Source organism: Conexibacter sp. CPCC 206217 (assembly GCF_030646165.1).
Classification (GTDB): domain Bacteria; phylum Actinomycetota; class Thermoleophilia; order Solirubrobacterales; family Solirubrobacteraceae; genus Conexibacter.
On record NZ_JAUTDO010000005.1, the window covers coordinates 326,336 to 353,112 of the forward strand.

Sequence of the window (26,777 nt, forward strand, 5' to 3'; positions counted from 1 at the left end):
GACAGGTGCGCTCCTAGGGTCAGCGAGCAACCCGAAGAAGGAGTTGCATTGCAGCGTTCTCGAAGTTTTCGAACATCTCTCGCGGCCGCACTCGCGCTCGGTCTCATCGGCGCCGAGAGAGCCTCCGCGATCAACTACGTTCCGGCTGCCAACGGCACGACCTGGGGCGTCCACGACGCGGCCGCGCCGGCGCTCGACACCGGCTCGATCCGCGACGTCAGAGGCTCCAGCGCGCTGATCGGCTTCGGCGGCATCCGCGTGCGCGTCGCGGGCGTGCAGCCGCGCTTCAACGGCGAGCTGATGCGCGGCTTCGGGCTGCGCTACGACGGCTACGAGGACTTCGCCTCGACCTCGGCGATCGACCTCGGCGGCGTCTCGATCAGCCGCGCGATCCACGTCGAGAGATCGGCGACCTGGACGCGCTGGGTCGACACGTTCACCAACACGACGAACGGCAACAAGACGGTCGAGGTCGTCTTCGGCGGCCAGACCGGCTACGCGCAGACGTCGGCCGCCAGCAACGGCAGCAGCTCCGCGGCCAACCAGAGCAGCGTCGTGGCGACCTCCAGCGGCGACACGACGATCGCCCCGGGCGACACCTGGTCGGTCGTCGCCTCGCCGCAGGTGTCCGCCTCGAACGCGAGCTTCAACGGCCCCGCGGGCGTCGCGATCGGCTCGCCGGCGTTCGCCGGCTCGCTGACGGCGGCGACGAACTTCTTCACCGGTCCGTTCGACGGGGCGCTGGCGACGGTCGGTCACGAGGCCAACTACCAGGGCTACCTCAACCGCCTGACGCTGAGACCGGGCGAGACGAGATCGCTCGTGCACTTCGTCGCCGTCGGCCTGAGAGAGACCGCGGGCACGAGCGGGCAGCAGGTCGACGCGGTCAGAACGGTCGTCTCCGACCTCGTCGCCAACCCGGTCCTCGGCGATCTGCCGACCGGGCTGCTCTGCACGATCGCGAACTGGAATCTCGGGGCGCTGACGATCCCGGGCTTCCTCGCGAGCGACTGCGCCGGCGTCGCCTTCTCGCAGGTCCCGACCTCCAACGGCGGCCCGAGAGCGCCGCTGACCAGCTCGCCCTACGACGTCGTCGGCAAGTCGCTGACGCAGCTGCAGGCCGACATGACCTCCGGCGTCACGACCTCGGCGCAGATCACGCGCGCCTACCTCGATCGCGTCGCGGCCTATGACGTCGGCCCGTTCGGCTTCCATTCGCTGATCACCGTCGCGTCCGACGCGATGGAGCAGGCGCGCGCCGCCGACAGAGCGCGCGCCGAGGGCAAGACGAGCCCCGTGCTCGGCATCCCGGTCGCGGTCAAGGACCTCTACGACACGAAGGACATGCCGACGACCGGCGGCTCGCTCGTCTTCGACGGCTTCCGTCCGACGCACGACTCGTTCCAGGTCGCGAAGCTGCGCGAGGCCGGCGCAGTGATCTTCGCGAAGGCGAATCTGAGCGAGTACGCCAACTCCGGCTTCTTCAGCGAGAGCGGCTACGGCCAGGTCTGGAACGCCTTCGAGCCGTCGAAGTCGTCGATCGGCTCCTCGGGCGGCTCGGCCGTCTCGGTCGCGGCGAGCCTCGCGGCGGTCGCGCTCGGCAGCCAGACCGGCGACTCGCTGTGGGGTCCGTCCTCGGGCGCGTCGCTGTACTCGCTGCGCGGCACCGACGGCATCGCCAGCGCCGCCGGCGTGATGCCGCTGACGTGGGGTCAGGACTTCGCCGGCACGATCGCGCGCTCGCTGCCCGATCTGACGGCGATGCTGAACGTCACGACCGGCACCGACCCGAGAGACGAGCTGACGGTCGATGCCAACGCGGACGCACGCCGCCCGGCCGACTGGTCGACGGCGCTCGATCCCGACGCGCTGCAGGGCAAGACGATCGGCTTCTACGCGGACGCGTTCCCGGCCGGTTTCGGCATCTCCGCAACGCGCGATGCAATGCTCGCCTCGTTCGCGAGCTTCAGAGTTGCAGGCGCGGAGCTGAAGGAGATCCCGCCGCCGCCGAGAGGCCCGGCCAGCGTCGGGGGCGACCGCGGCTACGAGGGCTGGGCGCGCTGGGTCGACGACCATCCGGAGTCGCAGTACGACGACGCGGTCGAGATCATCGAGTCGCCCAGACGGCTCGCCTACTCGCGCAGCAGCGGCTACAGAGGCACCGGCCGCATGACGGCGTCGGAGGTCGCAGCCTGGAAGAGATATCGCGCCGACTACCGCGCGATCCTCGCCGACTGGATGGACGACAACGATGTCGACGCGGTCGTCTACCCCGGCCTGCTGAGCGACATCGGGCTCAACGACACGGTCACGCCGAGCTTCGCGCGGATCGACCCGCAGTCGTCGAACTCCGGTGTGCCGACGGTCATATTCCCGGGCGGTGTCAACAACCACGGCGAGCCGTTCAACCTGCAGCTGCAGGGCAAGGCGTGGGACGACACGCAGCTGATCGGGATGGCGTACGCGTTCGACGTGGTCAACAGAGGCCACGCCGAGACGACGACGGCGCCGGCGCTCAGATACGACCCGAGCTACGTGCCGCCGCCGATCGTGATCGAGAAGCCGGCGCCGCCGGTGACCGATCCGCCGGCGCCGGACCCGGGCACGAACAACCCGCCGGCACCGACCCCGCCCGGGGACGTCGCCCCGCCGACGAGCCCGGTCCCGCCGCCGACGGCGCCGCCGGCGTCCAGACGCGTCGCGATCAGCGCTGCGTTCGCGAGAGCGGCGACGGTCAGAGGCGGCAAGGTCCGCTTCGCGCTGCGCAACAGATCGGCCGCCGCGACGAGCGGCACCGTGACGCTGCGCGTCAAGCTCGGCAGAAGAACGGTCGTGCTCGGCAGAGCACGCGTGAGCGTGGCGGCGGGCAGAAGCGCGACGCTCGTCGTGACGCTCGGCAGAGCGGCCAGAAGAGCGCTCGGCAGACGCGCGCGCGTGAGCGCGACGGCGACGTACGCGCTCAGAAACGCGACTGGCGCGAGCGTGACGCGCAGAGCGAGCCTGACGATCAGGCTGCGCTGAGAGGCAGAACACGCAAGGCGTCCAATCGGCGCTCGACCGGCGGTCGGAACCTCGTTCCAGAGGTTTCGACCGCCGGTCCATGGTCTTCGCGACCACCGCTCCTTACGATCGTCCGATCTGATGACCGCGGTGGCTTCGGCCCCGCGGTCACGTCGTGCTGACCTGACAAGGAGAACCCTTGCCGTCTCGTCCCAGACGCTTCCCGGAGCATTCCCCGCCGCGCGGGCGCCGTACTGGCCTCGTCGCGCTCGCGGTGCTGACCGCCGGCCTCGCGGCCGCCGCGCCCGCCTCGGCCATCAACTACGTCACCTCGGGCAACGGCGCGTCGTGGTCGGTCGCCGACAGCGCCGCCCCGGGGCTCGACACCGGCTCGCTCAACAGCGCCGGCAGCAGCGCCGTCTACGGCTTCGGCGGCATCCGCGTCGCCGTCGACTCGGCGCCCGCGCCGCGCTTCAACGGCGAGCTGATGCGCGGCTTCGGGTTGCGCTTCGACGGTGCCGAGTGGTTCTCGACGACGAAGCCCGTCCAGCTCGGCGACGTCGCGATCTCACGCGACCTGCTGATCAGACGCAGCGGCAACTACGCCCGCTTCTTCGACACCTTCTCGAACACCGGTGAGAGCGACGTCACGATCGACGTCTCCTTCGGCGGCGTGCTCGGCCTCGCCAGAGGCAACTCGCAGAGCGCGGTCGTCGGCAGCTCCAGCGGCGACGCCGCGATCGGGACCGACGACTCGTGGGTGACGGTCGCCACGCCGACGCCCGGCTACAGCGCCAACTCGCCCTCGGCGGTCGTGCTCGGCACGCCGGCGCCGTTCGGCGGCTTCACCGGCGTCGGCGACTTCCAGCGCGACCCGTTCCTGACGCCGCTGGCGAGCAGCGGCCAGCAGGCCAACTTCTTCGGCTTCAACGACCAGCTGACGCTGAGACCGGGCGAGACGAGATCGGTCGTGCGCTACTTCGTCGTCGGCCTCAGAGAGACGAGCGACACCGCCGGCCAGGAGGTGACGGCCGTCAGCACCGCTGCCACGAGACTCGCCGCGGCGCCCGACCTCGGCGGCCTCTCGACCGCGCAGATCTGCTCGATCGCGAACTGGGACCTCACTGCGGTGACGATCCCCGGCTTCACGACCGCCGGTTGCGCCGCCAGACCGCTCACCGTCGTCGCGCCGAGCAAGCCGGCCGAGCCGACGACCGGCGCCGCGTACGACGTCGTCGGCAAGTCGCTGACGCAGCTGCAGGCCGACATGACGGCCGGCGTGACGACCTCGCAGGAGATCACGCGCGCCTACCTCGACCGCATCGCCGCGTACGACACCGGGCAGTTCGGCTTCCACGCCTTCATCCACGTCGCCGACGACGCGATGGCCCAGGCGAAGGCAGCCGACGAGGCGCGGGCCGCCGGCAAGCGCAGCGCCGTGCTCGGCGTCCCGGTCGCCGTCAAGGACCTCTACGACACGAAGGACATGCCGACGACCGACGGCACGATGGCGCTCGACGGCTATCGCCCGCACGACGACGCCTTCCAGATCGGCAAGCTGCGCGATGCCGGCGCCGTCATCCTCGGCAAGACGAACCTGTCGCAGTTCGCCAACTCCGGCAGCATGAGCGACTCCAGCTACGGCCAGGTCTGGAACGCCTTCAAGCCGTCGAAGTCGTCGCTGGGCTCCTCCGGCGGCTCGGCCGTCTCGGTCGCGACCAGCATGGCCGCGTTCGCGATGGGCACGCAGACCGGCGTCTCGCTGTACGCGCCGTCGACCGGCGCCGGCCTCGCGACCTTCCGCGGCACCGACGGCATGCAGAGCGCCGCCGGCGTGATGCCGCTGACGTGGGCGACCGACTACGCGGGCACGATCGCCCGCACCGTCTCCGACATCGCCGGCATCCTCAACGTCGTCGCCGGCACCGATCCCGGCGACGAGCTGACCAGAGACGCCGACGCGCACAAGCCGGCCGACTGGACCGCATACCTCGACGCGAACGCGCTGAGAGGCAAGACGATCGGCTACCTGCCTGCCTCGTTCACCGGCTACGCCGCCGACGACGGCACCGCCGACGCGATCAGAGCGAAGCTGTCGCTGTTCGAGACGGCCGGCGCGAGAGTGGTCGAGATGACCGCCCAGCCGAGCGCTCCGACCAACACCGCCAGAGGCGGCAGCGCCAACGTCGAGGGCTGGGAGCGCTACATCGCGGGCAGCCCCGAGTTCCCCTACGCCAACGCCGCCGGGATCCTGCAGTCGCCGAGAAACCTGCCGTACAACCGCTCCGGCGGCACGCAGACCGGCTACGACGACGAGAACAGCGCCAGACTGCTCGCCTACCGCGCCGCCTACCGTCAGGTGATCGGCACGTGGATGGACGACAACGGCGTCGACGCGATCGTCTACCCGGGCTTCCTCAGCGACGTGTGGGACAACGACGGCGCCGGCTCGCACAACGGCTCCGACCGCGCGACCGGCGTCCTGACGCAGGGCCCGGGCCTGCCGACCTCGATAGTTCCGGTCGGCTTCAACCCGCACGGCGACCCGATGACGATGCAGCTGATGGGCCGCGAGTGGGCCGATCCGCAGGTCCTCGGCATGGGCTACGCGCTGGAGCAGGTGAGCGGCCCGCGGCCGCAGACGACGACCGCCCCGGCGCTCAGATACGTGCCCGGCGAGACGCCGAGCCCACCCGTGATCGACGTCCCCGCCCCGCCGATCTCGGTCCCGCCGGTGCAGACTCCGCCGCAGGAGTCGAGACCGACGGCGAGACCGTCGGGCGTCGCGATCCGCGCCCGCTTCGCGAAGTCGGCGACGACGAGAGGTGGCAGAGTCCGCTTCGTGCTCGCCAACAGCTCGCGCGCGAGACTCACCGGCACGGTCACGCTGCGCGTCAAGCTCGGCAGACGAACGGTCGTGCTCGGCAGCGGCAAGATCAGCATCAGAGCCAACAGACGCGCGACGCTCGTCGTGAGACTGTCGAGAAAGGCCAAGAGAGCGCTCGGGAGACGTGCGCGCGTGAGCGCGACGGCGACCTACGCGCTCAGAAACCCGACGGGGGCGAAGACCACGAAGCGGGTCAAGCTCACGATCAGACTGCGCTGAGGAGGCGTGGGCGCCGCGCTGGATCGCGCCGCGCCCGCGAGTCGCAGGCAGTTCCCGCCGGCGGTCGGCTCGTTGTCCACGAGCCGGCCGCCGGCGGCGTTTAAGCTCAGGGCCATGATTCTCGAACGCACCATGTCCGACGGCTTCCTGACGAACACGTACCTGGTCGCCGACGGGCCCGACGGCTCCGCGGTGCTGATCGACGCGGGCGGCGGGCTGGAGCCGCTGCTGGAGACGATCGAGCGCGAGCGGTTGACGCTCGTCTCGGTCCTGCTGACCCACCACCACGGCGACCACGTCTCCGATCTCGACACGGTCCTCGCGCGCTTCCCCGGCACGCCCGTGCTGATCCACGCGAACGAGCGCGCGCTCGTGTCGCAGGCGACCGGCGAGATCGTCCCCGGCGAGCCGATCTCCGTCGGCGGGCTGCGGATCGACGCGCTGCACACGCCCGGTCACACCTCCGGGATGGTCTCCCTGCTGGTCAGCGACGGCAGCGAGCAGATCCTCTTCACCGGCGACACGCTCTTCAAGGGCTCCGTCGGCGGCGTGCGCGGTCCCGACCACACGAGCTACGCCGACATCAAGTCGTCGATCATGGACACGCTGCTGACGCTCCCGCCCGAGACGCCGATCCACCCCGGCCACACCGAGCCGACGACGGTCGGCGCGGAGCTGGAGTCCAACAGATTCGTGCGCGTCTGGCGGGGGCTCGATCCGGAGGGCTCGCAGCCGTGCACCGCGCTCGGCGAGCCGGCCACGCTGGTGCTGCTCGGCGACGACTACGACGGCGGCCACAAGGCGTGGATCCGCTGGCCCGACGGCAGCGACGACATCGTGCCGGGCTCGCGCGTCGAGACAGCGTCCTAAGCTCTACCGATGCCGTCCGACAGAATGCCCACGTCCCGCGTCGGGCGGACCGCGCGGATCGGCAGACTTGCGGCCGGCCAGGCGGTGCGTCAGGCCGGGACGCACGCGGCCAACGTCGGGCGCTCCAGAGAGGACGCGCAGGTGGCGCTGGAGAAGCGCCACCTGGAGGCGGCCGAGCAGATCGTCACCGCCCTCGGGACGATGAAGGGCGCGGCGATGAAGCTCGGGCAGGTGATGTCGTTCCTCGACGTCGGCCTCGTCCCGGAGGAGCATCGCGAGGAGTTCCAGGCGAAGCTCGCGAAGCTGCGCGACGCCGCCCCCAACGTCGCCTTCAAGGACATGAAGAAGGTGATCGAGGAGGAGCTCGACGACGAGCTGGAGGAGGTCTTCGCGACCTTCCAGGAGGAGCCGATCGCGGCGGCCTCGATCGGCCAGGTGTACCGCGCGACGCTGCACGACGGGCGCGACGTGGCGGTCAAGGTGCAGTACCCCGGCGTCGCCTCCGCGGTCCGCTCCGACATGGCCAACCTCGGCCTGATCATGCGGCTGATCAAGCGGCTCGCGCCCGGGATCGATGCGAAGGGCGTCGCCGAGGAGATCCGGCTGCGGATCGACGAGGAGCTCGACTACGAGCTGGAGGCGCAGAACCAGCGCTCGCTCGCGCGGATCTTCCGCGGCCACCCGTTCATCGTCGTGCCGGACGTCGTCACGCGCCTGTCGCGCGAGCGCGTGATCGTGATGGAGTTCGTCGAGGGGACCGGCTTCGAGGAGCTGAAGACGCGCTCGCAGGAGGAGCGCGACCGGCTCGGCGAGATCGTCTTCCGCTTCTTCATGGGCTGCCTCTACCGCCACCACCAGTTCTCCGGCGACCCGCACCCCGGCAACTTCCTGCTGCAGGACGACGGCAGAGTCGCCTTCCTCGACTTCGGGCTGTTCAAGCGGATGGCGCCGGAGGAGGTCGAGTTCGAGCTGGCGTGCCAGCGGGCCGTGACCGAGGGCGACGCCGGGGAGCTGCACCGGCTGCTCGGTTCCAACGGCTTCCTGCCGCACCCCGAGAAGGTCGACCCCGACGCCGTCATGTCGTACGTGCTCGACTCGATCTGGTGGTACACCAACGACGACGAGGTGCAGCTGACGCCGGAGATCGCGACGCACATCGTGATCGAGTCCTCCGACATGCGCTCGTCGCACTTCCGCGAGATGCGCCACCAGGACATCCGCCCCGAGCATCTCTTCGGCCGCCGCATGGAGATGCTCACGCTCGCCGTCCTCTCGCAGCTGCGCGCGAAGGCCAACTGGCACCGCATAGCGCGCGAGTGGATGTACGGGGAGGCGCCCGTGACGGAGCTGGGGCGCGAGGAGGCGGAGTTCTATGGCAGCGCGGTCTCCTGACGGAGTAGCTCCGCTGGATGCGCTCGCTGCCGCGGCCGACGACGGCCGCGAGGGGGTCGGGGCCAGATCGCGGCGCGCTCAGTTCAGGGCGCTGGGGCGGCTCTTGGGGCTCGGGGTGTTCGTCATCGCGTTGTTCGTCGTCGCGGCCTCGGTGTTCGGGCTCTCGTCCGAGGGGGTTCGTGACGCGGTCGACGACATCGGCGTGCTGGCGCCGCTGGTGTTCATCGTGATCTCCGCCGGGTTGACCGTCGCGTGCGTTCCCGGGCCGCTGCTGGCGGGCGCGTCCGGGCTGCTGTTCGGGACCGCGCTGGGGACGCCGACGGCGATCGTCTCGGCGACGCTCGGGGCGACGCTGGCGGCGGCGATCTCGCGGCGGTTCGGGGCGAGCGCGCTCGACGAGCTGTCGGGCAGACGCGTCAGCGCGCTGCAGGACTGGATCGCGGCGCGCGGCTTCCTCGCCGTGCTGTACGCGCGGATCCTGCCGGCGGTGCCGTACAACCTCGTCAACTACGCGGCCGGCCTCACGCGCGTGCCGCTCGCGGTCTTCGCCGCCGCGACGGCGGTCGGCTGCGCTCCGCGCGCGTTCGCCTACGTCGCGCTCGGCGGCAGCCTCGACGACCTCGGCTCCCCCGAGGCGATCGTCGCCTTCGGCGTCCTCGTCGGCATGGCCGTGATCGGGTTGATCTTCGCGGCGCGCGACGTGCGGGCGTCGCGGGCGGCGAGAGGACGCTGTGACAGCTCTACACGTGTGTGTGACTAAACGGTCTCGACCTGAAACAGACTGGTCGTGCCCGGCTTGCCGGAGGGGAGACCTGCGGTGATGCCGATTCGGTCGCCCGGCTTGACCCAGCCGAGCTCCACCGCGCGGCGGCCGGCGTCCCTGATCAGTTCCTCGGTGACCTCGTGGCGGCGCATCGAGGCCGCCTCGACGCCCCACATCAGGCCGCAGCGGCGCACGGTCTCCTTGCCGGGGGAGAGGGCGTAGATCGGGACGTTCGGGCGGTGCGCGGATATCAGGCGGGCGGAGCGGCCCGACAGCGTCGGCACGACGAGCGCGGCGAGGCCCAGCTCCTGGGCGGCGACGCAGGCGGAGTGGGCGACCGTGTAGGCCGGGTCGCGCGCGTCGCGGCGGACGCGCTCCTCGCTCCAGCGCTCGTACGGCAGCTCGCGCTCGGTGCGGATCGCGATTCTCGCCATCGTGGCGATCACCAGCGCGGGGTGGGCGCCGACCGCCGTCTCCTGCGACAGCATCACGGCGTCGGTGCCGTCGAAGATCGCGTTCGCGACGTCGGTCACCTCGGCGCGCGTCGGGCGCGTCGCGGTCATCATCGAGTCGAGCATCTGCGTCGCGGTGATCGACGGGCGCGCGAGGCGGCCGGCGATTCTCAGCAGTTGCTTCTGCACGACCGGGACGTCCTCGATCGGCAGCTCGATGCCGAGGTCGCCGCGCGCGACCATCAGGCAGTCGGCGGCGCGGATGATCTCGACCGCGTTCTCGACCGCCTGCGGCTTCTCGATCTTCGCGATCAGCGGAAGCCTGGTGTGGTTGCGGACCTCGAGCACGTCCTCCGGCTCGCGCACGAACGAGAGCGCGACGAGGTCGACGCCGATCGACTCGCCGAACGCGAGCAGCTCGAGGTCGCGCTCCGGCACGGCCGGCAGGCCCTTCGTCGAGCCCGGGATGTTGAGGCCCTGGCGCGAGGCGACCGGGCCGCCGGTCTCGATCACCGTGTCGACCTCGCCGGTGCTGCCGCGCACGCCGCTGACGGCGAGGCGGATGCGACCGTCGGCGAGGTAGACGATGTCGCCCTGCTCGACCGCGTCGGGCAGGCCGCCCCAGGAGACGCAGATCGAGTCCTGGTCGCCCTCGTCCTCGCTGCCGCAGCGCAGCGTCAGCCTGTCGCCCACGCGCAGGTCGACGTGGTCGTTCTCAAGCGAGCCGATCCGCAGCTTCGGACCCGGCAGGTCCTGCAGGATCGCGACCTGGCGGCCGGCGCGGCTGGCGGCATCCCGGATCAGCTGGACGTTCTCCTCGTGCTCGTCTCTGGAGCCGTGCGAGAAGTTCAGACGGGCGACGTCGAGACCCGCCTCCACCATCTGGACGAGGACTTCCGGATCACGCGATGCGGGTCCGATGGTGGCAACGATCTTTGTACGACGCACGGGAAGCAAGGTAGCGGGTACGCAGGAAGAACCCTGGTCTCGACTGGTGAACGACGGACCGGCACGGACGAATGGGTGGCGTGGGTCGCCGATGCGGGTGGTTGCGGTTCGCCTTGACGTTCGCGGGAGGCGCGCGTACTCTCAGATTCGAGTTCAGAGAAAGAAACAAAGTTCAATATGTTGACAACAGGTATCGTGTATGACCCACTCGAACGCGAGCAGCTCGGTGAGATCGAACTGACCGATCCGACTGCCGTGCAGGGCGTCGTCGACGCCGCCCGCGCGGCGCAGGAGACGTGGTCGCGCACGACGCTCGCGGAGCGCGCCGACCGGCTCGAGGCCGCCGCCGACGCGCTGCGCCCGCGGGCCGAGCAGCTCGGCGAGCTGCTCGCGCGCGAGTCCGGCAAGCCGCTCGCGCAGGCGCAGTTCGAGCTGCGCGCCTCGATCGGGCTGCTGGCCGACAACGCCCGCGTCGGCCGCCGCTGGGAGGGCCGCGTGCTGCCGACCGAGGGTCTCGGCGGGACCGCCCGCGACCTCGCCTACACGCGCCGCGAGCCGCTCGGCGTCGTCGGCGCGATCCTGCCGTTCAACTTCCCCGTCGAGCTGTTCGTCGAGAAGGTGGCCGCCGGGCTGGTCGGCGGCAACGCGGTCGTCACGAAGGCGCCGCCGGAGGCGCCGCTGGTCGTCGAGCAGGTCCATCGCACGCTGCTCGACGCGGGCATCCCGCCCGCCGTCGCGCCGCTGCTGCACGGTGGCCGCGACGTCGGGATCGCGCTGTCGACGGCCCGCGGGCTCGACGCGATCTCGCTGACCGGCTCGACCGCCGCCGGCGTCGCCGTCGCGCAGGCCGGCGCGCCGACGCTGCGGCGCCTGCACCTCGAGCTCGGCGGCAACAACGCCGCGCTGGTGCTGGCCGACGCCGACCTCGACCTCGTCGCGCAGGAGCTGGCGTTCGGGCGGCTGATGATGAACGGACAGGCGTGCTCGGCCAGCAAGCGCGTGCTCGTCCACCCGGATCTCCACGACGAGCTTGTCGAGCGACTCGCCGCGGTCGTCGACCGCCAGGTGCTCGGTGCGCCGACCGACCCGGCCACGACCGTCGGCCCGCTCATCAACGCCGCCGCGGCGCGGCGAGTGCGCGATCAGGTCGATCGCGCAGTCGCCGAGGGCGCCGTGCGCGTGCGCGGCGGGGACGTCGACGGTGAGACGGCGCTGCTGCCCCCGGCGCTGCTCGCCGACGTCCCCGCCGCGGCGGCGGTCGCCACCGACGACGAGATCTTCGGCCCCGTCTTCGTGCTCGTCAGAGCGGACGGCCCGCAGCAGGCGATCGCGCTCGCGAACGCGTCGTCGTTCGGCCTGATGGCGAGCGTCTTCAGCCGCGACGTGCAGCTGGCCGTGGCCGTGGCGGAGCGGCTGCACGCCGGCGGCGTCGTGATCAACGGCACCGACAACTACCGCCCGCCGGTGATCCCGTTCGGCGGCGTCAAGCTGTCGGGCAGCGGGCGCGAGGGGCTCGGCTACACGATCGACGAGCTGACGCGCGAGAAGACGATCGTCCTGCGCCGCTTTCGGCGCGAGCTGCCAGGGGAGGGCGCATGAGCGAGAGACAGAGCACCGAGCGCTACCGCGTCCCGGCGGTGATGGCGGCCGCCTCGATCCTCGACGCGATCGCGAGCGCGCCGGACGGGATGACGCACACCGAGCTGGTGAGAGAGCTGGAGCTGTCGAAGTCGAGCGCGCACAACCTGCTGTCGACGCTCGAGGCGCTCGGCTGGGTGCGGCGCGACCCGCGCGGGCGCGCGTACCGGCTCGGCGGCGGGCTCGTGCGCCTCGGCGCCTTCGCCGTCAGGCAGGTCGACGCGCTCGCGCTCGCGATGGAGCGCACGCACGAGATCGCCGGCGAGCACCATCTGACCGTCGTCGCGGCGCAGCCGCTCGGGCGCGGCGACGTCGAGGTCGTCGCGGTCGCCTTCCCCGACGACACGCACGTCGGGATCTCGCTCGGGATCCGCTACTCGTGGTTCGACGGCGCCGTCGGCAAGTGCCTGCTGGCGCTGGAGCCGCCGGCCGCGGCGGAGCAGCTCGTGCGCGAGCGCGCGCGCCAGATCCCGGCGCACACCGAGCGCACGCTGACCGATCCCGACGCGCTGCTCGCCGACGTCGAGCACGTGCGCGGCGTCGGCTACGGCGCGTCGATCGGCGAGTACCGCCACAACAACGCCGTCGCGGTCCCCGTCCGCAACGCCGACGGGACGCTCGCGGCGATGCTGATCGCGATCGGCTTCCCGGACCAGCTCACGCGCGACGCGATCCCGTCGATCGGGCACGTGCTGCGCGACGTGGCGGACGCGATCACCGCCGAGTGCGGCGGCGGCGCGCTGACGAGCGATCCTCTGGCACAGAACGCCGCCGGCACAGCGGCCAAGGAGCAGAGCAGATGAGCGAACCCCGCGAGGTCGACCTGAAGATCGTGGGCGGCACCGTCGTCACTCCGACCGGCACGCGCCGCGCGGGGATCGCGATCGACGGCGGCACGATCGTCGCGATCGGCGAGGAGACGCTGCTGCCGCCCGCGCGCGCGACGCACGACGCGACCGGCCTGCACGTGATCCCCGGCCTCGTCGACACCGAGGCGCACCCCGGCTGCTACGTCCCGCTGCAGGACGACGTCGCGACGGAGTCGGTCGCGGCGGTCGTCGCCGGCGTCACGACGTGGGGGATCCACGCGCCGGTCACGCGGATGGGAGCGAAGCCGTTCGTCGAGTACGTGCAGAAGGAGGACGTCGTCTCCTTCCACGACGCGATCGACGCGTTCACCAGCGTGATCGAGGCCGACTCGGCGATCGACGTGTTCGCGACCTACATGCTGGAGACCGACCAGCAGGCGCGCGAGATCCCCGAGTACGCGAAGGACCACGGCGTCACCTCGTACAAGCTCTACCTGCAGTCGATGTCGCCGGAGGCGGAGCCGAACTGGCCCGGCCGCCGCGCCGGCCTCGGCGCGGGCTTCGACGACGGGGTCGTCTACCAGACGATGGAGGCGGTCGCGGCGCTCGGCGCGCCAGGCGTCGTCGCGATGCACTGCGAGAACTGGGAGATCGCGCGGGTCTTCGACGCGCGCCTGAGAGCGCAGGGCCGCACCGACTGGGCGACCTGGTCGGACCGCTCGCCGCACTTCCTCGAAGCGCAGCACGTGCGCCAGTACGGCCACTTCGCCGAGTACCTCGGCTGCCCGATCTACATCCAGCACGCGACCACGCCGGAGACGTACAGAGAGATCCTCGACCTGCGCGGCCGCGGCGCGACCGTGTGGGCGCAGACGGGGCCGCACTGGCTGCACTTCGGCAAGGAGGAGCACAACGCCTGGCGCATCAACGTGCCGCTGCGCTCGCGCGCGAACAACCCGAACATCTGGAGAGCGCTGCGCGAGGGCGTCGTCAACGTCGTCGGCTCCGACCACGTCGTGATCTGGGGCGACCCCTCCTACGAGAACTCCTACAGCGACAACATCTGGGAGCTGCGGACCGGCTTCACATCGCGCGTCGAGATGCTGCTGCCGGTGCTGCTGGAGGGCGTCCACCAGGGCGAGCTGACGCTCGACCGGCTCGTGCGCGTCGCGTGCGAGAACCCGGCGAAGATCTTCGGCCTGTGGGGGCAGAAGGGCGCGCTCGACGTCGGCTTCGACGCCGACGTCGTGCTGGTCGACCTCGACAAGACGGTCGCGGTGAGCAACGACATGGTCCAGACGCGCTCCGGCTGGACCGTGCTCGACGGCAGAACGATCCACGGCTGGAACGTCGCCACCTACCTGCGCGGCAAGCAGATGTCGCGCTGGCAGGACGGCGCGCCGAGACCCGAGTTCGTCGGCGACGCCGACGGCAGATACCTGCGCCGCGTCGCGGCCGGCGCCCCGCAATCCGGTGCGAAGCCGATCCTCGAGGAGGTCTGATCGCGATGGGCAACGTCTGGGACGACGTGCTCCCCGAAGAGGACCGGCTCGTGTTCGAGCGCGCCGGCTGGGGCAAGGAGGTCGGCTTCGGCACGCGCCCCGCGCTGCTCGTCGTCGACGTGATCTACAACTTCGTCGGCGACAGACCGCAGCCGATCCTGGAGTCGATCGAGCGCTGGCGCTACTCCTGCGGCGAGCGCGGCTGGGAGGGGATCGCTCACCTGCAGCGGATGATCGCGGCGGCGCGCGCAAAGCAGGTGCCGATCTTCTACACCGGCATGGACCGCCGTCCCGACGGCTTCGACCAGGGCGCCTGGAACTGGAAGAGCCACCGCGCAGGGGAGGAGACCGACGTGCGCGGTTCGCTCGGCAACGAGATCGTCGCGGAGATCGCGCCGGAGCCGCAGGACGTCGTGTTCGTGAAGGACAAGCCGAGCGCGTTCCACGGCACGCACCTGCTCGACTACCTGATCTACCTCGGCGTCGACACGGTCATCACGACCGGCACGACGACGAGCGGCTGCGTGCGCGCCAGCGCGGTTGACGCGGCGCAGTACAACTACCGCTCGATCGTCCCGCACGAGTGCGTCTGGGACCGCTCGACGATCAGCCACAAGGTCAACCTGCTCGACATCCAGATGAAGTACGGCGACGTGAAGGCGACCGACGACGTGATCGCCTGGATCGACTCGCTGCCGCAGCGGCCGTGCGGGGAGCGGACGCCGAGCGGGGCGTCGGTCGGGGCCGCCGGGGCGGCCGGTGCGGCGGCGGTGGCGAGATGAGCGCGCCCGCGTTGGAGATCCGCAAGATCGTCGTGCTCTCCGAGGACGTGCTGCGCGACGGCGGGCGCGGCGACGACGGCGGGCTGCTGCGCAAGGTCGCGTGCGCGGTCGTCTTCCGCAATCCGTACGCGGGCCGCGCGTTCTCCGAGGAACTGTCGCTGCTGGTCGAGCCGAGCGCGCAGCTCGGCACGCTGATCGGTACGCGCTGCTCCGAGGCGGCGGGCGCGACGGTCGAGAGCCACGGCAAGGCCGTGATGGTCGGCACGGCCGGGGAGCAGGAGCACGGCAACGCGGTCAAGACGACGACGTTCGGCAACCCCTTCCGCGAGGCGTTCGGCGGCGGCCAAGCGTGGCTGCCGTCGACGACGAAGCGGGCCGCGCCGGGGGCCTCGATCGACGTGCCGCTGTGCTTCACGAACGAGATCTTGGTGCGCTCGCACTACGACACGATCACCGTCACGATCCCTGACGCGCCCGGCCCCGACGAGATCGTGCTGGTCGGCGCGGTCGCGACGCGCGGACGGCTGAACGCGCGGCTGGGCGGGGTTGCGAAGGAGGATGCGGGCGCGGTCGATGGTGGCGCGGCGGGCGCTGGCGCGGGCGCGGATGCGGGCGCGGTCGATGGTGGCGCGGCGGGCGCTGGCGCGGGCGGTGCGGCGCGATGATGGTCGGGCCGGCGGCGCGCTCCTACGACGTGCTCCTGCAGGAGGTCGTGGTGCCGGCGCGTGAGGCGCGGGCGGTCGAGGTGCACGCCGGTCAGGTGCTGCAGCTGGTCGACCTGGAGGGCCAGCAGGTCGGCGACCTGATCGCCTACCGGCTCGCCGACCCGAGCGAGGTCTTCAGCGCCGGCCACACCGTCTCGGCGCTGACGAGACTGGTGCCGCAGGTCGGCGACGAGCTGTTCTCCAACCACCGCCTTCCGCTGTTGCGGATCCTCCAGGACGACGTCGGCTCGCACGACCTGATCGTCCCGTGCTGCGACCCCGAGCGCTACTCGCGCGACTACGGCGTGCACGGCCACGGCTCCTGCCTGGCGTCGCTGGAGGCGGCCGTCGCCGCCGCCGGGCACGACTGGCCCGTGCGCGGCGAGACGGCCTGGAACGTCTTCATGAACAACAGACACGAGGACGGCCGGATCGTCACGCACGAGCCACCGCATCGGGCCGGCTCCGCGATCGACCTGGAGGTGCTCGACGACCTGCTCGTCGTGCTGTCCGCCTGCCCGCAGGACCTCAGCCCCTGCAACGCCTATGCACCGACCTCGATGGCGCTGCGCGTGTGGGAGCCGGAGGGATGACGCCGACCGGCGCCGCACCCGCCGCCGCGGTCGCGCGCGTCGCGCGGGTGCTGGCTGGGGCCGGCCTCGTCGGAGCGTTCGGTCATGTCTCGGCGCGCGCGGTCGGCGGTGACGGCTTCCTGCTGACCTCGACCGATCCGCTCGCGTCGCACGCGGAGGCATCGGTGCACCTGCTCGACGTCGCCGGCGCGCCTGTGAGCGCGGGCGACAACGGCGGCGTTCCGCTCGAAGCGCCGCTGCACGCCGCGATCTACGCTGCCCGCGCGGACGTCGGCGCGATCTGCCGCACGCATTCACCGGCGGCGGTCGTGTGGGGGGTGCGCGCAACCGTGCCGCCGCTGCTGCACGGGCTCGGAGGCCTTGCGGGGAACGTCGTCAGCTGGACCGCCGATGACGATCTCGTCACGACGACCGCGGCCGCGCAGGAGGCCGCAGCCGCGCTCGGCACCGCCGACTGCCTGCTGATCCGCGCGAACGGAAGCGTCGTGACGGGCGCGACGCTGGAGCAGGCGACGGTGCGCGCATGGTTCCTCGAAGAACGGGCGCGGGTGGCGCTCGAGGCCGGCCCGGACGCCGTGGTGCCGACCGGCGTCGATGCGCGCTCGCGCCACCACGCGGCCGAGGAGGCGCGCGCGTGGCGATGGCTGGAGGAGACCTGGGCATGACCGACGTGATCGTGATCGGGGGCGGGCACAACGGGCTCGTCTGCGGCTGCTACCTCGCGCGCGCCGGACTCGGCGTGACCGTGCTGGAGCAGTCCGACACCGTCGGCGGCTGCATCGACACGCGCGACCTGCCGGACGGGCGCGGGCGGCTGGAGCTGGGCGCCTACGAGCACGGCGGGATCCGCGGCAGCGGCGTCGCGGCGGAGCTGGAGCTGGAGAGCCGCCACGGCCTGCGCTTCCACCTGCGCGACGAGGTCACGCTCGGCCCCGCCGACGACGGCACCCGGATCGCCTTCCACAACAGCCTCGAGCGGACGGTCGAGGGGCTCGGCCCGGTCGTCGGCCGCGCCGACGCCGACGCGTACCGCCGCTTCGCCGCCTGGGCGACCGCCGGGATGCGCCTGATCGGCTCGCTCGACGCGGGTCCGCCGCCGTCGACCGGCCAGCTCGCCGCGCTCGCGCAGGCGTCGCTCGGCGTCGACGCGGCGCCGTTCATCCAGACCCTGCTCGGCTCCGCCTCCAACGTGCTGCGCTCGACCTTCGCGGACGAGCGGCTGATGGCGCCGATGGCGCACTGGGCCGCGCACTCGCAGCAGTCGCCGCTGGACCCCGGCACCGGCGCCGGCGGCCTCGCGCTCGCGGCCTTCCACGGCGCCCCCGCCGCCCGCCCGGCCGGCGGCTCGCGCGCGACCGTCGAGGCGCTCGTGCGCTGCCTGCAGGCGGCCGGCGGCCGCGTCGTCGCGAACGCGCCGGCGTCGTCGGTCGAAGTCGCCGGCGGACGCGCGGTCGCGGTGGTGGCGGGCGGCGAGCGGTACCCGGCTTCGCGCGGCGTGGTGTCGGCGATCGATGCGCTGCGGTTGTTCGGGGACGGGTGGGCGAGCGGTGCGGCCGGCGCGAGCGGTGTGGCCGGCGCGAGCGGTGCGGCCGGCGCGAGCGGCGCGGTGGGCGGGCGCGGCGCGCGCGGTCTGGTCGCGCCCGAGCATGTGCCCGCGCGACTCGCGTCGCAGCTGAGACGCGTCCACTCCGGGCGGCGCAACGTCTCGGAGCTGAAGGTCGACGCGGTGATCGAGGCGCTGCCGGTGGTCGAGCCGGCCGGGTTCGAGCGGGCGTTCATGCTGTCGGCGAACACGATCAGCGACATCGAGCGGTCGTTCGCGCGCGTGCAGCTCGGCGAGCTGGCCGAGCGGCCGCCGGTGATGATCGCGTTCCCGTCCGCGCTGGAGTCCGGCTGGGCGCCGGACGGGAAGGCCGTCGCGTGGGTCTCGACGTTCGTGCCGTGGCGGAGGGCGGGCGGCGGCTGGGACGAGCCGGCGCTGGAGCACGCCGCCGACCGGGTCTGGGAGATCGCCGAGCGGGCGCTCGGTGAGAGCATGGCCGTCGTCGAGCGGCGCCTCACCGGCCCGGCCGCCTGGGTCGCTCGCCACACCAACGCCAACGCCAACCCCAACCACATCGAGATGTCGATCGACCAGCTGCTCGGGTTCCGCCCGACCCCGTCCCTCTCGGGCTACAAGACGCCGATCGAGGGCCTCTTCCTGACCGGCGCCGGCACCCATCCCGGCGGCGGCATCACCGGCGTCCCCGGTCGCAACGCCGCGCGCGTCGCCCTGAGCGCGCTCGGCGTCGAGCCGCGCGGCACCCGCCTCGCCCGCCGCGCCCGCGAACGCGGCGCCCTCGTGCGCGATGCCTGGAAGGCGACACGGGCGTTGCGGAGGGCGTCGTGAGCGGCGCGGCTCCTGCCGACCCGCTCGCGCTGCTGACCGCCTACCAGCAGTCGGCCGTCGTCGCCGCGGCCGTGACGAGCGGCGTCGCGGATGCGCTGGCGAGCGTGGAGTGGCGCGACGGCGGTGCGGCGGATGGAAGAGCCGGCGCGCCAGCGCGTCAGGTCGCATCGGCGAGCGTCGCGGGCGCCATCGGCGGCTCCGATGCCGCGGGCGCCGCCGGGCTGAGCGTCGAGCAGGTCGCGCGTGAGGCCGGGACTGATCCGCGGGCGACGCGAATCCTGTTGTCGGCGCTCGTCGCGCTCGGGCTGGCACGGCGCGCGGACGGGCTCGTCGCCGGTGCGCCGGTCGACGCGGGCACGCTGTTCGCGCTCACGGACGCCGGCGCGGTGCTCGCCAGCGACCATCCGCAGACGCTCGCCTGGATCGTGCGCAAGGAGTGGTTCTTCTACGGCGTCTGGAACGAGCTGCCCGCCGCGATCGAGGACGGCCGCGGCCGGATCTCGCCTTGGCGCGAGCGCGTCGAGACCGACCGCGCGACCGCATTCGGCTTCCTCCGGGCCCTCGACGACCTCGCCGCCCGCTTCGGCGGCGAGCTGGCGGAGGCGGCGGCGGGGTTGCTGCCGGCGACGCGCGGCGACAGGGCGGACGACGTCGGCGCGGCTGGGCCGGCGGCGGCTGGCTCGGCGGCGGCGGGCCCGGCGGCGGCGGGCACGGGCGATGCCGGCGAGCACGCTCCGCTCCGCCTGCTCGACGTCGGCGGCGGGGCCGGCTCGCACGCCGCGCTGCTCGCCGGCCTGCGCTCCGACGTGCGGCCCACCGTGCTCGACCTGCCGCAGGTCGCGCCGGTGCTGGCCGAGCGACATCCGGGGATTCCGTTCGTGGCGGGCGACCTCGCGGACGAGCGCTTCGGGCGCTCCGCGGACGAGCGGTGGGACGTGGTGCTGCTCGCCAACATCCTGCACGACCACACGCCGGCCCAGAACGCCCGCTTGGTGCGCGAGGCGGCTCGCCTGCTCGCGCCCGGCGGGACGCTGCTGCTCTACGAATGGATCCCCGACGCCGGCACGACCGCGCCCGACCTGCCGCTGTTCGCGGTGATGATGATGGTCGAGAACGACGGCGGCGACGCCTACTCCGAGGCCGAACATCGCACCTGGCTGGAGGCCGCCGGGCTCGGCGAGGTCGAACTGCGACGCGGCCACGGACCGATCGCGGTCGTGGCGGCGCGCAAGCCTGCCGGGCGGACCGAGGAGCGAAGGTCTACCGCGGTAGAGCAGCAGTGAACCTTCGGTCCTCCGCGGCGCGGGCGCGACCCGGGGCGCTCGTCAGGCCGCTGCCGGCGCCGGCAGCTTGAACGTCACGCCGGTCAGCTGCTCGGAGACGCTCCACAGTCTGCGTGCGACCGCGGTGTCGTGGGCCGTCGCCTTCGCCTGCACGACGCGCGGATGGCCGCGCTGCTCGCCGATGCCGCTGGGGCCGGCGAACGTGCCGCCCGGGACGTCGGCGACGGCGGCGAAGAGCGTCGGCTCGGCGCCCATCTCGGGGCTCTGGGCGAGCACGCGGTTGGCGACGCTCGTGACGGCGCGCTCGGCGGCGCCCGCCACCGCGCTCTGCAGGTTCGTCGCCGCGTAGCCGGGGTGGGAGGCGGTCGCGCGGATCTTCGAGTCGGCCGCGCGCAGACGGCGGTCCAGTTCGAACGTGAACAGCAGGTTCGCCAGCTTCGTCTGGCCGTAGGAGCGCCAGCGGCGGTACTTGCGCTCCGACTGGAGGTCGTCGAAGTCGATCGTCCCGAATCTGTGACCGGTGCTGGAGACCGTCACGACGCGGCCGGCGGTCGGCTCGACGAGGTCGAGCAGCAGCCCGGTGAGCGCGAAGTGGCCGAGGTGGTTGGTCGCGAACTGCAGCTCGTTCGGGCCGGCCGCGAGGCGCTTCGGCGGCGCCATCACGCCCGCGTTGTTGATCAGCAGGTCGACGCGATCGTGATCGGCGCGGAAGCGTTCGGCGAACGCGCGCACGGAGTCGAAGTCCGACAGGTCCAGCGCCGACTGCTCGACGGTGACGCCCGGCGCCGCGGCCTGGATCTCGCGCACCGCCGCGGCTCCCTTCTGCGCGTTGCGCACGGCGATCACCACGTCGGCGCCGTGGAGCGCGAGCTGCTTCGCGGTGACGAGGCCGATACCGCTGTTGGCCCCCGTCACGATCGCGAGCCGTCCGTGCTGGTCGGGGATCTGGTCGGTTGTCCAATCGCTGCTCATGTCGCCGGCTCCGTGTGCTCGATGTAATGACCTCTCACAATGTATGTGACGCTCGCTTACATTGCAAGTGGACGGTATGGTTCGATCCGCGATGGCGACAAAGACGAGAGCCCGTCCCTACCACCACGGCGACCTGCGCGAGGCGCTCGTCGAGGCGACCTTCGAGCTGGTGCAGGAGAAGGGCGTGCACGCGTTCTCGGTCGCCGAGGCCGCGCGCCGCACCGGCGTCAGCGCCGGCGCGCCCTATCGTCACTTCGCCGACCGCGGCGAGCTGCTGGCGGAGGCCGCGACGCGCGCCGCAGAGGAGCTGCGCGCCCGCTTCGCCGCTGCGCTCGACACGCCTGGCAACGTCGCCGGCAGACTCGCCGCCGCCGCGGTCGCGTATGTGCGCTTCGCGGCCGAGCGCAGAGCGATGTTCGAGGTGCTGTTCGGAGCAGGGCTCGAAAAGGCGCGCTACCCGCGCCTGGAGGAGGCGACGTACGGCCTGCTGGCTGACCTCGTCGAGGCTGCGCTGCCGCTCGCGCCCGGCAGAGATCCGCAGGCCGCGGCCTCGCTCGTGCTCGCGATGGGCGGTCTCGCGCAAGGCCATGCCACGCTGCTGCTCGACCACGCCTTCGGGACCGATGCGCAGAGCGTCTCGGCGGTCGAAGAAGCGGAGCTGCGCGTCGCGGCGGCGACCCGCGCGCTCGTGCGGGGGCGCAGCGTGCTGTTCAGCGAGCTGGGCTGAGCGCTACGTCCACTCCGCCACGAGCGGCACGTGGTCGGAGGGTCTGGAGCCCTTGCGGTAGTCGCGCTCGATCCCGACGCGCGTCAGCCGCTCGGCGATCTCCGGGCTCACCAGCGTGAGGTCGATCCGCAGGCCGAAGCCGCGGTGGAAGTGACCCTGGCGGTAGTCCCACCAGGTGTAGCCGACGTCGTCAGGGTGCAGCTGCCGGTAGGCGTCGACGAGGCCCTCCGCCTGCACGGCCAGCAGCGCCGTGCGCTCGGGTTCGCTCGTGTGCGTCGAGGTGACGAACGCGGCGGGGTCGTAGACGTCGATGTCGGCCGGCGCGACGTTCATGTCGCCGGCGACGACGAGCGGGCCGCCGGCGGTGCGCAGTCTGCGCACGCGCAGCGCCATCGCGGCGAAGAAGTCGAGCTTCTGGGCGTACCAGACGCTCGCCAGCTCGCGGCCGTTGGGGACGTAGGTGCTGACGACGCGCAGGTCGCCGACGGTCGCCTCGACCCAGCGCGCCTCGTCCTGCACCGCCTCGCCGGGCAGGCCGCTGCTGACGTCCGCGACGCCCAGCTCCTCCTTCGCGAGCACCGCGACGCCGGCCCAGCGCCCGCCGCTGTGATCGGCCGCGACGTAGCCGGCCTGCGCCAGTTCCGCGTGCGGAAAGGCGGTGGGATCGGTCTTCGTCTCCTGCAGGCACAGGACGTCGGGTCTGTGCTCGGCGAGGAACTCGAGCACGCGCGGCAGGCGCACTCTGAGCGAGTTGACGTTCCAGGTGACGAGGCGCACGCGCGGGAGGCTAGCGAGCCGCTCCCCGGTCGGTGGCGCTCGCGAGCGGATTGTCGAGCGCGTAGATCCGCATCGGGCGGCCGTAGTTGCACAGGCCCTCCTTCTCGAGCCGCATCCCGAGCTTGTCCATCACGCGCATCGAGCCGGCGTTGCCCGGTCGCACGAACGCGACGAGCCGCGCCAGTCGCAGCTGTGCGAAGGCGTGGTCGCGCACGGCGCGCGCGCCCTCGGTCGCGTAGCCGCGCCCCCAGCGGTCGCGCGCGAGCCGCCAGCCGATCTCGACGTCGCCCGCCCGCACCCCGGGCTGCCCCGCGCGCATCACGCCGACGAAGCCGACGACCGTGCCGTCCCCGCCCGGCGTGCCGTCGCCGCCCCCGCGCTCCACGATCGCCCGCAACCCGTAGCCATGCTGCGTCCAGTGCTCGACGAAGCGCGTCAGTTGCGCGCTGCTCTGCTCGCGCGTCAGCGTTTCGCCCATGCCGATGTAGCGCATCACCTCGGCGTCGGCGCAGAGCGCGGCGTAGGCGTCGCGGTCGCCGGCGTCGTCGTGGAACGGGCGCAGCAGCAGGCGCTCCGTCAGCAGGGGAGCTGTCGCAGCGTCGGCCATCAGTAAGCCGTGCTGCGGGCGCGCGGGCGCGGGACCGCCTTGTAGCGCGCGCCGCCGCCTCTGGTCCACAGCGTCTGGTCGACGAGCGCGGGCGTCAGGTCCGCACGCGCGGCGGCGATCAGCTCGGCGACGTGGATCGCGCCGGCGCGCATCTCGACCTCCTCGGGGCTGTCGTGCTCGATCAGCTCGCCCGCCTCGATCCGCGCGACCAGCGCCGGCTCGAAGCGGAGGATCCCGTCGAGTCGCAGCACGTGCGGGATCAGGTTGTCGGCGAACAGCGTCAGCCGCTCGAGGTCGCCGAACGCCGCCGCGCCGACGAGCGCGAGGTCGGACGCGGCGACCTGCGCACGCTTGAAGAGCGGGATCGTGCGGCCGCCGTAGGGCGACACGTCGCGAAAGCAATTCCACGTCGCCAGCTCCTCCACGAGCGCGACGGCGCTTGCGCCGCTCGCCTCGACCGGGCCGAGGAAGCGGCCGTCGTGATCGCTCGTGATCCGCGCGCCGAGGTCGTTCAGCGAGCGGGCGAACAGCGCCATCAGCTCGTGCTGCGGATCCTGCCCCAGGACGCCGGCGATCTCGGCCGTGCTCAGCTCGCTCAGCTCCGCGGCGCTCCAGGCGCCGTGCGCGCGGAAGCGGTCGCGCAGCCCGAGCGCGACCGTGAAATAGCCCGAGCGGCCCGCGCGCTTGCGGATCGTCGGGAACCAGCCGGAGCCGAAGTTGATCGCGTCGAGCGTGAGGAAGAACGCCGCGCGCAGCTCGGCCGGGCCGTCGACGACGTGCGCGTCGGCGTCGATCCCCGGCAGCTCGCCGCGCGATGCGAACGCCGCGGCGTACGCGTCGATCGCGTCACGGTCGACGACCACATGCGTCGCCTGCGCGGCGACCCAGGCGGCGCCGTCGCGGATGTCGTCGACCAGGGGCACGGCCCGCGGGATCCTAGCGGCGAGTCGGGCAACGGTCACCGCGCCGAACGCGGCGACCGTCACCTGATCCACGGCTGGCTCGCGCAGTTGCAAACGCACTCTCACACGATCGTCACGCGATCGCCACGAGATCGCCACGGCGGTGCACCGGGATCGCTACATCGCGCGGGCCGCGGCGCAGTTGGATCTGAAGGCGTCCCGTCCCTCACGTTCAAAGGACGATCCCTCGATGGCACGACGCACCCTCGCCACGACCGCCGTGGCCGTGCTGGCGCTCGCCGCGCCCGTCGCGGCCGCGGCCCACGGCGGCGACCACGGCAACCCCGCTCCGATCGGGCAGACCTGCTCCCCCCGCGCGCGTCTGCTCGGCTTCAGTGACGCGCTCGACAAGACCAGATTCGCCGGCACCGACGTCGGCGGGCTGTCCGCGCTGACGCTCGGCGGCAGCGACAGCCGCAGCCCGTGGTCGCGCGGCGGCACGCCGGCGCGCGCGCTGGTCGACAACCAGGGCACGACGCCCGCACGCTTCTACGACCTGCGGCTCGACGGCGCCGGGCGCAACGGCACGCCGCGCCCGCGTGTCGGCGCGGTGACGACGCTGCGCCGCCCCGACGGCACGCCGTACACCGGCGCCACCCTCGACGGCGAGGGGATGCAGCAGCTGCGCGACGGCTCGTTCGTCGTCTCGTCGGAGACGGAGCCCGCGATCCGCCGCTTCGCCCCCAACGGCCGCCAGCTCAGCGAGCTGCCGGTGCCCGCGCGCTTCCGCATCGCCCCGGCCGGCGAGGCGACCACCAACCTGGCGTTCGAGGGGCTCGGCCTCGCGCCCGACGGCCGCACGCTCTACGCCGGGATGGAGGGTCCGCTCTCCGCCGACGGCACCACCGCCGCGGGCGAGTCGCTGAACCGGATCGTGCGCTACGAGCGCGACGGCCGCAACGACTGGCAGGTCGCCGGTCAGCTCGGCTACAAGACCGATCCGGGCCTCGCGATCAGCGAGCTGCAGGTCGTCGACGGCGACCAGCTGCTCGTGCTCGAGCGCGGCTTCGTCAACGGCGTCGGCAACACCGTCCGCGTCTACCAGGCGTTCCCGGCCGGCGCCGACGACGTCAGCGCGGAGCCGACGCTCAGACGCGACGGGATCCGCCTCGTCTCCAAGCGGCTGCTGGTCGACCTCGGCGCCTGCCCGCCGGCGGGCGCGACGAACCCGGGCAGACAGGCCAACCCGCTGCTCGACAACGTCGAGGCGATGGCTCTCGGCGACGCTCTCGGCGACGGCGCGCGCGAGCTGTACCTGCTGTCCGACGACAACTTCTCGACGGGCCAGGTGACGCGTCTCTACCGCCTCGCCGTGAGGCTGCCGGGCGAGCCGCAGCTGGAGTCGCGCGCGACCTACGACGCGCTGAAGATGCAGCCCGGCCCCGCCTCCGGCAGAGTCGGCGTCAACCCCGCCAACGGCGTCACGCCGCCGTTCTCCGGGCAGCCCGTTCCCGGCATCTCGGGTGCGCTGCGCGCCGACGACGGCGGCTTCTGGGGCATGCCCGACAACGGCTTCGGCGCGAAGGAGAACTCGGCCGACTTCCTGCTGCGGATGTACCACGTCAAGCCGCAGTGGAAGACGGCGCGCGGCGGCCGCGGCGAGCTGCGGTTCGACCGCTTCATCTCGCTGCGCGACCCGGACAGAAAGATCCCGTTCAGCATCGTCAACGGCGCCACGCGCGAGCGGCTGCTGACCGGTGCGGACTTCGACGTCGAAGCGGTCCAGCGCGACCGCTGGGGCAACCTCTGGTTCGGCGACGAGTTCGGTCCGTACCTGCTGAAGACGGCGCCCGACGGCCGCGTGCTGCAGGCGCCGGTCCCGCTCGCCGGCGTGAAGTCGCCGCAGAGCCCGGACCTCGCCGTCGGCGAGACGCCGACGCTGCCGGGCTCGGGCGGCTTCGAGCCGCTCGCCGCCAGCACCGACGGCCGCACGCTGTACGCGATCACCGAGCGGGCGCTGACCGCCGAGCCCGACCAGACGCTGCGCACGATCCACGAGTTCGACGTGCGCAGCAACAGCTACACCGGCAGAACGTGGAGCTTTCACGTCAGCGCGCCGACCGACCGCTACGTCGGCGACGCGCAGCTGCTGCCGGGCAACCGCCTGCTGATGATCGAGCGCGACAACAGCGGCGGCCCCGCCGCCAGGGTCAAGCGGCTGATCGAGGTCGACCTCGACGACGCGCCCGCCGCCGACGGCACGCTGCCGACGCGGACGGTCGCCGACCTGCTGCGAATCCGCGACCCGTTCGGCGTCTCGCTGCCGGCGCCGGCCGGCGGGTTCGGCTTCGGCGACCCGTTCGCGTTCCCGTTCGTGTCGGTCGAGACGGTGCTGCCGCTCGGCGGCGACCGCCTGCTGCTGGCCAACGACAACAACTTCCCGGGCGACGCCGGCCGCGTCCCCGGCAAGCCGGACGACGTCGAGGCGATCGTCATCCGCGTGCCGGGGCTGGACGGCGGGGAGGTGAACGGGCGCTAGGACGAGCGCTGCGCTGGAGCGG

At 72.5% G+C, this 26,777-nt stretch carries 21 protein-coding genes; 16 read left to right on the forward strand and 5 right to left on the reverse strand.

Annotated elements, in window-relative coordinates:
* Nucleotides 1-48: 48 nt before the first annotated feature.
* From Q7L65_RS15615 to Q7L65_RS15635, 5 genes are all read left to right on the forward strand, one after another.
* Nucleotides 49-3,021: an amidase family protein gene (locus Q7L65_RS15615; RefSeq protein ID WP_304722411.1), complete on the forward strand. Its 2,973-nt coding sequence runs from the start codon at nucleotides 49-51 to the stop codon at nucleotides 3,019-3,021.
* A gap of 178 nt (nucleotides 3,022-3,199) precedes the next feature.
* Nucleotides 3,200-6,106 carry an amidase gene (locus tag Q7L65_RS15620; RefSeq protein WP_304722412.1) on the forward strand — a complete coding sequence of 969 codons (2,907 nt, stop codon included), beginning with the start codon at nucleotides 3,200-3,202 and terminating at the stop codon, nucleotides 6,104-6,106.
* A 114-nt stretch (nucleotides 6,107-6,220) separates the two neighbouring features.
* Complete coding sequence (locus tag Q7L65_RS15625; RefSeq protein WP_304722413.1) at nucleotides 6,221-6,976, forward strand: MBL fold metallo-hydrolase; 756 nt, start codon at nucleotides 6,221-6,223, stop codon at nucleotides 6,974-6,976.
* A gap of 24 nt (nucleotides 6,977-7,000) precedes the next feature.
* Nucleotides 7,001-8,368 (forward strand): AarF/ABC1/UbiB kinase family protein, encoded by a 1,368-nt coding sequence (locus tag Q7L65_RS15630; protein WP_304722414.1) that lies wholly within the window; start codon nucleotides 7,001-7,003, stop codon nucleotides 8,366-8,368.
* Between the two features lie 115 nt (nucleotides 8,369-8,483).
* Nucleotides 8,484-9,128, forward strand: a complete 645-nt coding sequence (locus Q7L65_RS15635) for a TVP38/TMEM64 family protein (protein ID WP_304722415.1) — start codon at nucleotides 8,484-8,486, stop codon at nucleotides 9,126-9,128.
* Here Q7L65_RS15635 and pyk read toward each other — a convergent pair.
* The gene (gene pyk, locus Q7L65_RS15640; RefSeq protein WP_304722416.1) at nucleotides 9,125-10,531 is read right to left on the reverse strand and encodes a pyruvate kinase; all 1,407 of its coding nucleotides are present in this window, start codon (nucleotides 10,529-10,531) and stop codon (nucleotides 9,125-9,127) included. The genes Q7L65_RS15635 and pyk overlap by 4 nt on opposite strands.
* Nucleotides 10,532-10,726: 195 nt before the next feature.
* Here pyk and Q7L65_RS15645 point away from each other — a divergent pair, with 195 nt between their 5' ends.
* Genes Q7L65_RS15645 through Q7L65_RS15685 form a run of 9 tightly spaced genes read left to right on the forward strand, consistent with a single transcriptional unit; the run spans nucleotide 10,727 to nucleotide 20,231 of the window.
* A complete protein-coding gene (locus Q7L65_RS15645) occupies nucleotides 10,727-12,130 on the forward strand; it encodes an aldehyde dehydrogenase (RefSeq protein ID WP_304722417.1) in 1,404 nt (467 codons plus the stop codon).
* Nucleotides 12,127-12,972 (forward strand): IclR family transcriptional regulator, encoded by an 846-nt coding sequence (locus Q7L65_RS15650; RefSeq protein WP_304722418.1) that lies wholly within the window; start codon nucleotides 12,127-12,129, stop codon nucleotides 12,970-12,972. Before Q7L65_RS15645 ends, Q7L65_RS15650 begins: the two co-directional genes overlap by 4 nt.
* The gene (locus Q7L65_RS15655; protein ID WP_304722419.1) at nucleotides 12,969-14,480 is read left to right on the forward strand and encodes a dihydroorotase family protein; all 1,512 of its coding nucleotides are present in this window, start codon (nucleotides 12,969-12,971) and stop codon (nucleotides 14,478-14,480) included. The genes Q7L65_RS15650 and Q7L65_RS15655 overlap by 4 nt, the downstream gene beginning before the upstream one ends.
* A 5-nt stretch (nucleotides 14,481-14,485) precedes the next feature.
* Nucleotides 14,486-15,262: an isochorismatase family protein gene (locus Q7L65_RS15660; protein ID WP_304722420.1), complete on the forward strand. Its 777-nt coding sequence runs from the start codon at nucleotides 14,486-14,488 to the stop codon at nucleotides 15,260-15,262.
* The gene (locus tag Q7L65_RS15665; protein ID WP_304722421.1) at nucleotides 15,259-15,927 is read left to right on the forward strand and encodes an amino acid synthesis family protein; all 669 of its coding nucleotides are present in this window, start codon (nucleotides 15,259-15,261) and stop codon (nucleotides 15,925-15,927) included. Before Q7L65_RS15660 ends, Q7L65_RS15665 begins: the two co-directional genes overlap by 4 nt.
* The gene (locus tag Q7L65_RS15670) at nucleotides 15,924-16,559 is read left to right on the forward strand and encodes an urea carboxylase-associated family protein (RefSeq protein WP_304722422.1); all 636 of its coding nucleotides are present in this window, start codon (nucleotides 15,924-15,926) and stop codon (nucleotides 16,557-16,559) included. The genes Q7L65_RS15665 and Q7L65_RS15670 overlap by 4 nt, the downstream gene beginning before the upstream one ends.
* Nucleotides 16,556-17,224: a class II aldolase/adducin family protein gene (locus Q7L65_RS15675; RefSeq protein WP_304722423.1), complete on the forward strand. Its 669-nt coding sequence runs from the start codon at nucleotides 16,556-16,558 to the stop codon at nucleotides 17,222-17,224. The genes Q7L65_RS15670 and Q7L65_RS15675 overlap by 4 nt, the downstream gene beginning before the upstream one ends.
* Nucleotides 17,221-18,948, forward strand: a complete 1,728-nt coding sequence (locus Q7L65_RS15680; RefSeq protein ID WP_304722424.1) for an NAD(P)/FAD-dependent oxidoreductase — start codon at nucleotides 17,221-17,223, stop codon at nucleotides 18,946-18,948. Before Q7L65_RS15675 ends, Q7L65_RS15680 begins: the two co-directional genes overlap by 4 nt.
* Complete coding sequence (locus Q7L65_RS15685) at nucleotides 18,945-20,231, forward strand: methyltransferase (RefSeq protein ID WP_304722425.1); 1,287 nt, start codon at nucleotides 18,945-18,947, stop codon at nucleotides 20,229-20,231. The genes Q7L65_RS15680 and Q7L65_RS15685 overlap by 4 nt, the downstream gene beginning before the upstream one ends.
* 42 nt (nucleotides 20,232-20,273) lie before the next feature.
* On the opposite strand, the gene Q7L65_RS15690 is transcribed toward Q7L65_RS15685, so the two are convergent.
* Nucleotides 20,274-21,203, reverse strand: coding sequence for an oxidoreductase (locus Q7L65_RS15690; protein ID WP_304722426.1), 930 nt, complete (start codon nucleotides 21,201-21,203; stop codon nucleotides 20,274-20,276).
* A 91-nt stretch (nucleotides 21,204-21,294) separates the two neighbouring features.
* On the opposite strand from Q7L65_RS15690, the gene Q7L65_RS15695 reads away from it, so the two are divergent.
* Nucleotides 21,295-21,930 (forward strand): TetR/AcrR family transcriptional regulator, encoded by a 636-nt coding sequence (locus tag Q7L65_RS15695; protein WP_304722427.1) that lies wholly within the window; start codon nucleotides 21,295-21,297, stop codon nucleotides 21,928-21,930.
* 3 nt (nucleotides 21,931-21,933) lie between these two features.
* Here Q7L65_RS15695 and Q7L65_RS15700 read toward each other — a convergent pair whose 3' ends face one another.
* From Q7L65_RS15700 to Q7L65_RS15710, 3 genes are read right to left on the reverse strand one after another with little or no spacing between them, the layout of a single operon-like run.
* A complete protein-coding gene (locus Q7L65_RS15700) occupies nucleotides 21,934-22,707 on the reverse strand; it encodes an exodeoxyribonuclease III (RefSeq protein WP_304722428.1) in 774 nt (257 codons plus the stop codon).
* 10 nt (nucleotides 22,708-22,717) lie between these two features.
* Complete coding sequence (locus Q7L65_RS15705) at nucleotides 22,718-23,314, reverse strand: GNAT family N-acetyltransferase (RefSeq protein ID WP_304722429.1); 597 nt, start codon at nucleotides 23,312-23,314, stop codon at nucleotides 22,718-22,720.
* Nucleotides 23,314-24,237, reverse strand: coding sequence for a queuosine salvage family protein (locus Q7L65_RS15710; RefSeq protein ID WP_304722430.1), 924 nt, complete (start codon nucleotides 24,235-24,237; stop codon nucleotides 23,314-23,316). Before Q7L65_RS15710 ends, Q7L65_RS15705 begins: the two co-directional genes overlap by 1 nt.
* 229 nt (nucleotides 24,238-24,466) lie before the next feature.
* On the opposite strand from Q7L65_RS15710, the gene Q7L65_RS15715 reads away from it, so the two are divergent.
* On the forward strand, nucleotides 24,467-26,755 hold the full coding sequence (locus tag Q7L65_RS15715) for an esterase-like activity of phytase family protein (protein WP_304722431.1): 2,289 nt from the start codon (nucleotides 24,467-24,469) through the stop codon (nucleotides 26,753-26,755).
* Nucleotides 26,756-26,777: the final 22 nt, after the last annotated feature.

Bases quoted from the DNA above. Each gene is read 5' to 3' on its own strand.
- Q7L65_RS15625 (WP_304722413.1), top strand. From the start codon at position 6,221: ATGATTCTCGAACGCACCATGTCCGACGGCTTCCTGACGAACACGTAC.
- Q7L65_RS15630 (WP_304722414.1), top strand. From the start codon at position 7,001: ATGCCCACGTCCCGCGTCGGGCGGACCGCGCGGATCGGCAGACTTGCG.
- Q7L65_RS15650 (WP_304722418.1), top strand. From the start codon at position 12,127: ATGAGCGAGAGACAGAGCACCGAGCGCTACCGCGTCCCGGCGGTGATG.
- Q7L65_RS15655 (WP_304722419.1), top strand. From the start codon at position 12,969: ATGAGCGAACCCCGCGAGGTCGACCTGAAGATCGTGGGCGGCACCGTC.
- Q7L65_RS15660 (WP_304722420.1), top strand. From the start codon at position 14,486: ATGGGCAACGTCTGGGACGACGTGCTCCCCGAAGAGGACCGGCTCGTG.
- Q7L65_RS15665 (WP_304722421.1), top strand. From the start codon at position 15,259: ATGAGCGCGCCCGCGTTGGAGATCCGCAAGATCGTCGTGCTCTCCGAG.
- Q7L65_RS15670 (WP_304722422.1), top strand. From the start codon at position 15,924: ATGATGGTCGGGCCGGCGGCGCGCTCCTACGACGTGCTCCTGCAGGAG.
- Q7L65_RS15675 (WP_304722423.1), top strand. From the start codon at position 16,556: ATGACGCCGACCGGCGCCGCACCCGCCGCCGCGGTCGCGCGCGTCGCG.
- Q7L65_RS15680 (WP_304722424.1), top strand. From the start codon at position 17,221: ATGACCGACGTGATCGTGATCGGGGGCGGGCACAACGGGCTCGTCTGC.
- Q7L65_RS15690 (WP_304722426.1), bottom strand. From the start codon at position 21,203: ATGAGCAGCGATTGGACAACCGACCAGATCCCCGACCAGCACGGACGG.
- Q7L65_RS15695 (WP_304722427.1), top strand. From the start codon at position 21,295: ATGGCGACAAAGACGAGAGCCCGTCCCTACCACCACGGCGACCTGCGC.
- Q7L65_RS15705 (WP_304722429.1), bottom strand. From the start codon at position 23,314: ATGGCCGACGCTGCGACAGCTCCCCTGCTGACGGAGCGCCTGCTGCTG.
- Q7L65_RS15715 (WP_304722431.1), top strand. From the start codon at position 24,467: ATGGCACGACGCACCCTCGCCACGACCGCCGTGGCCGTGCTGGCGCTC.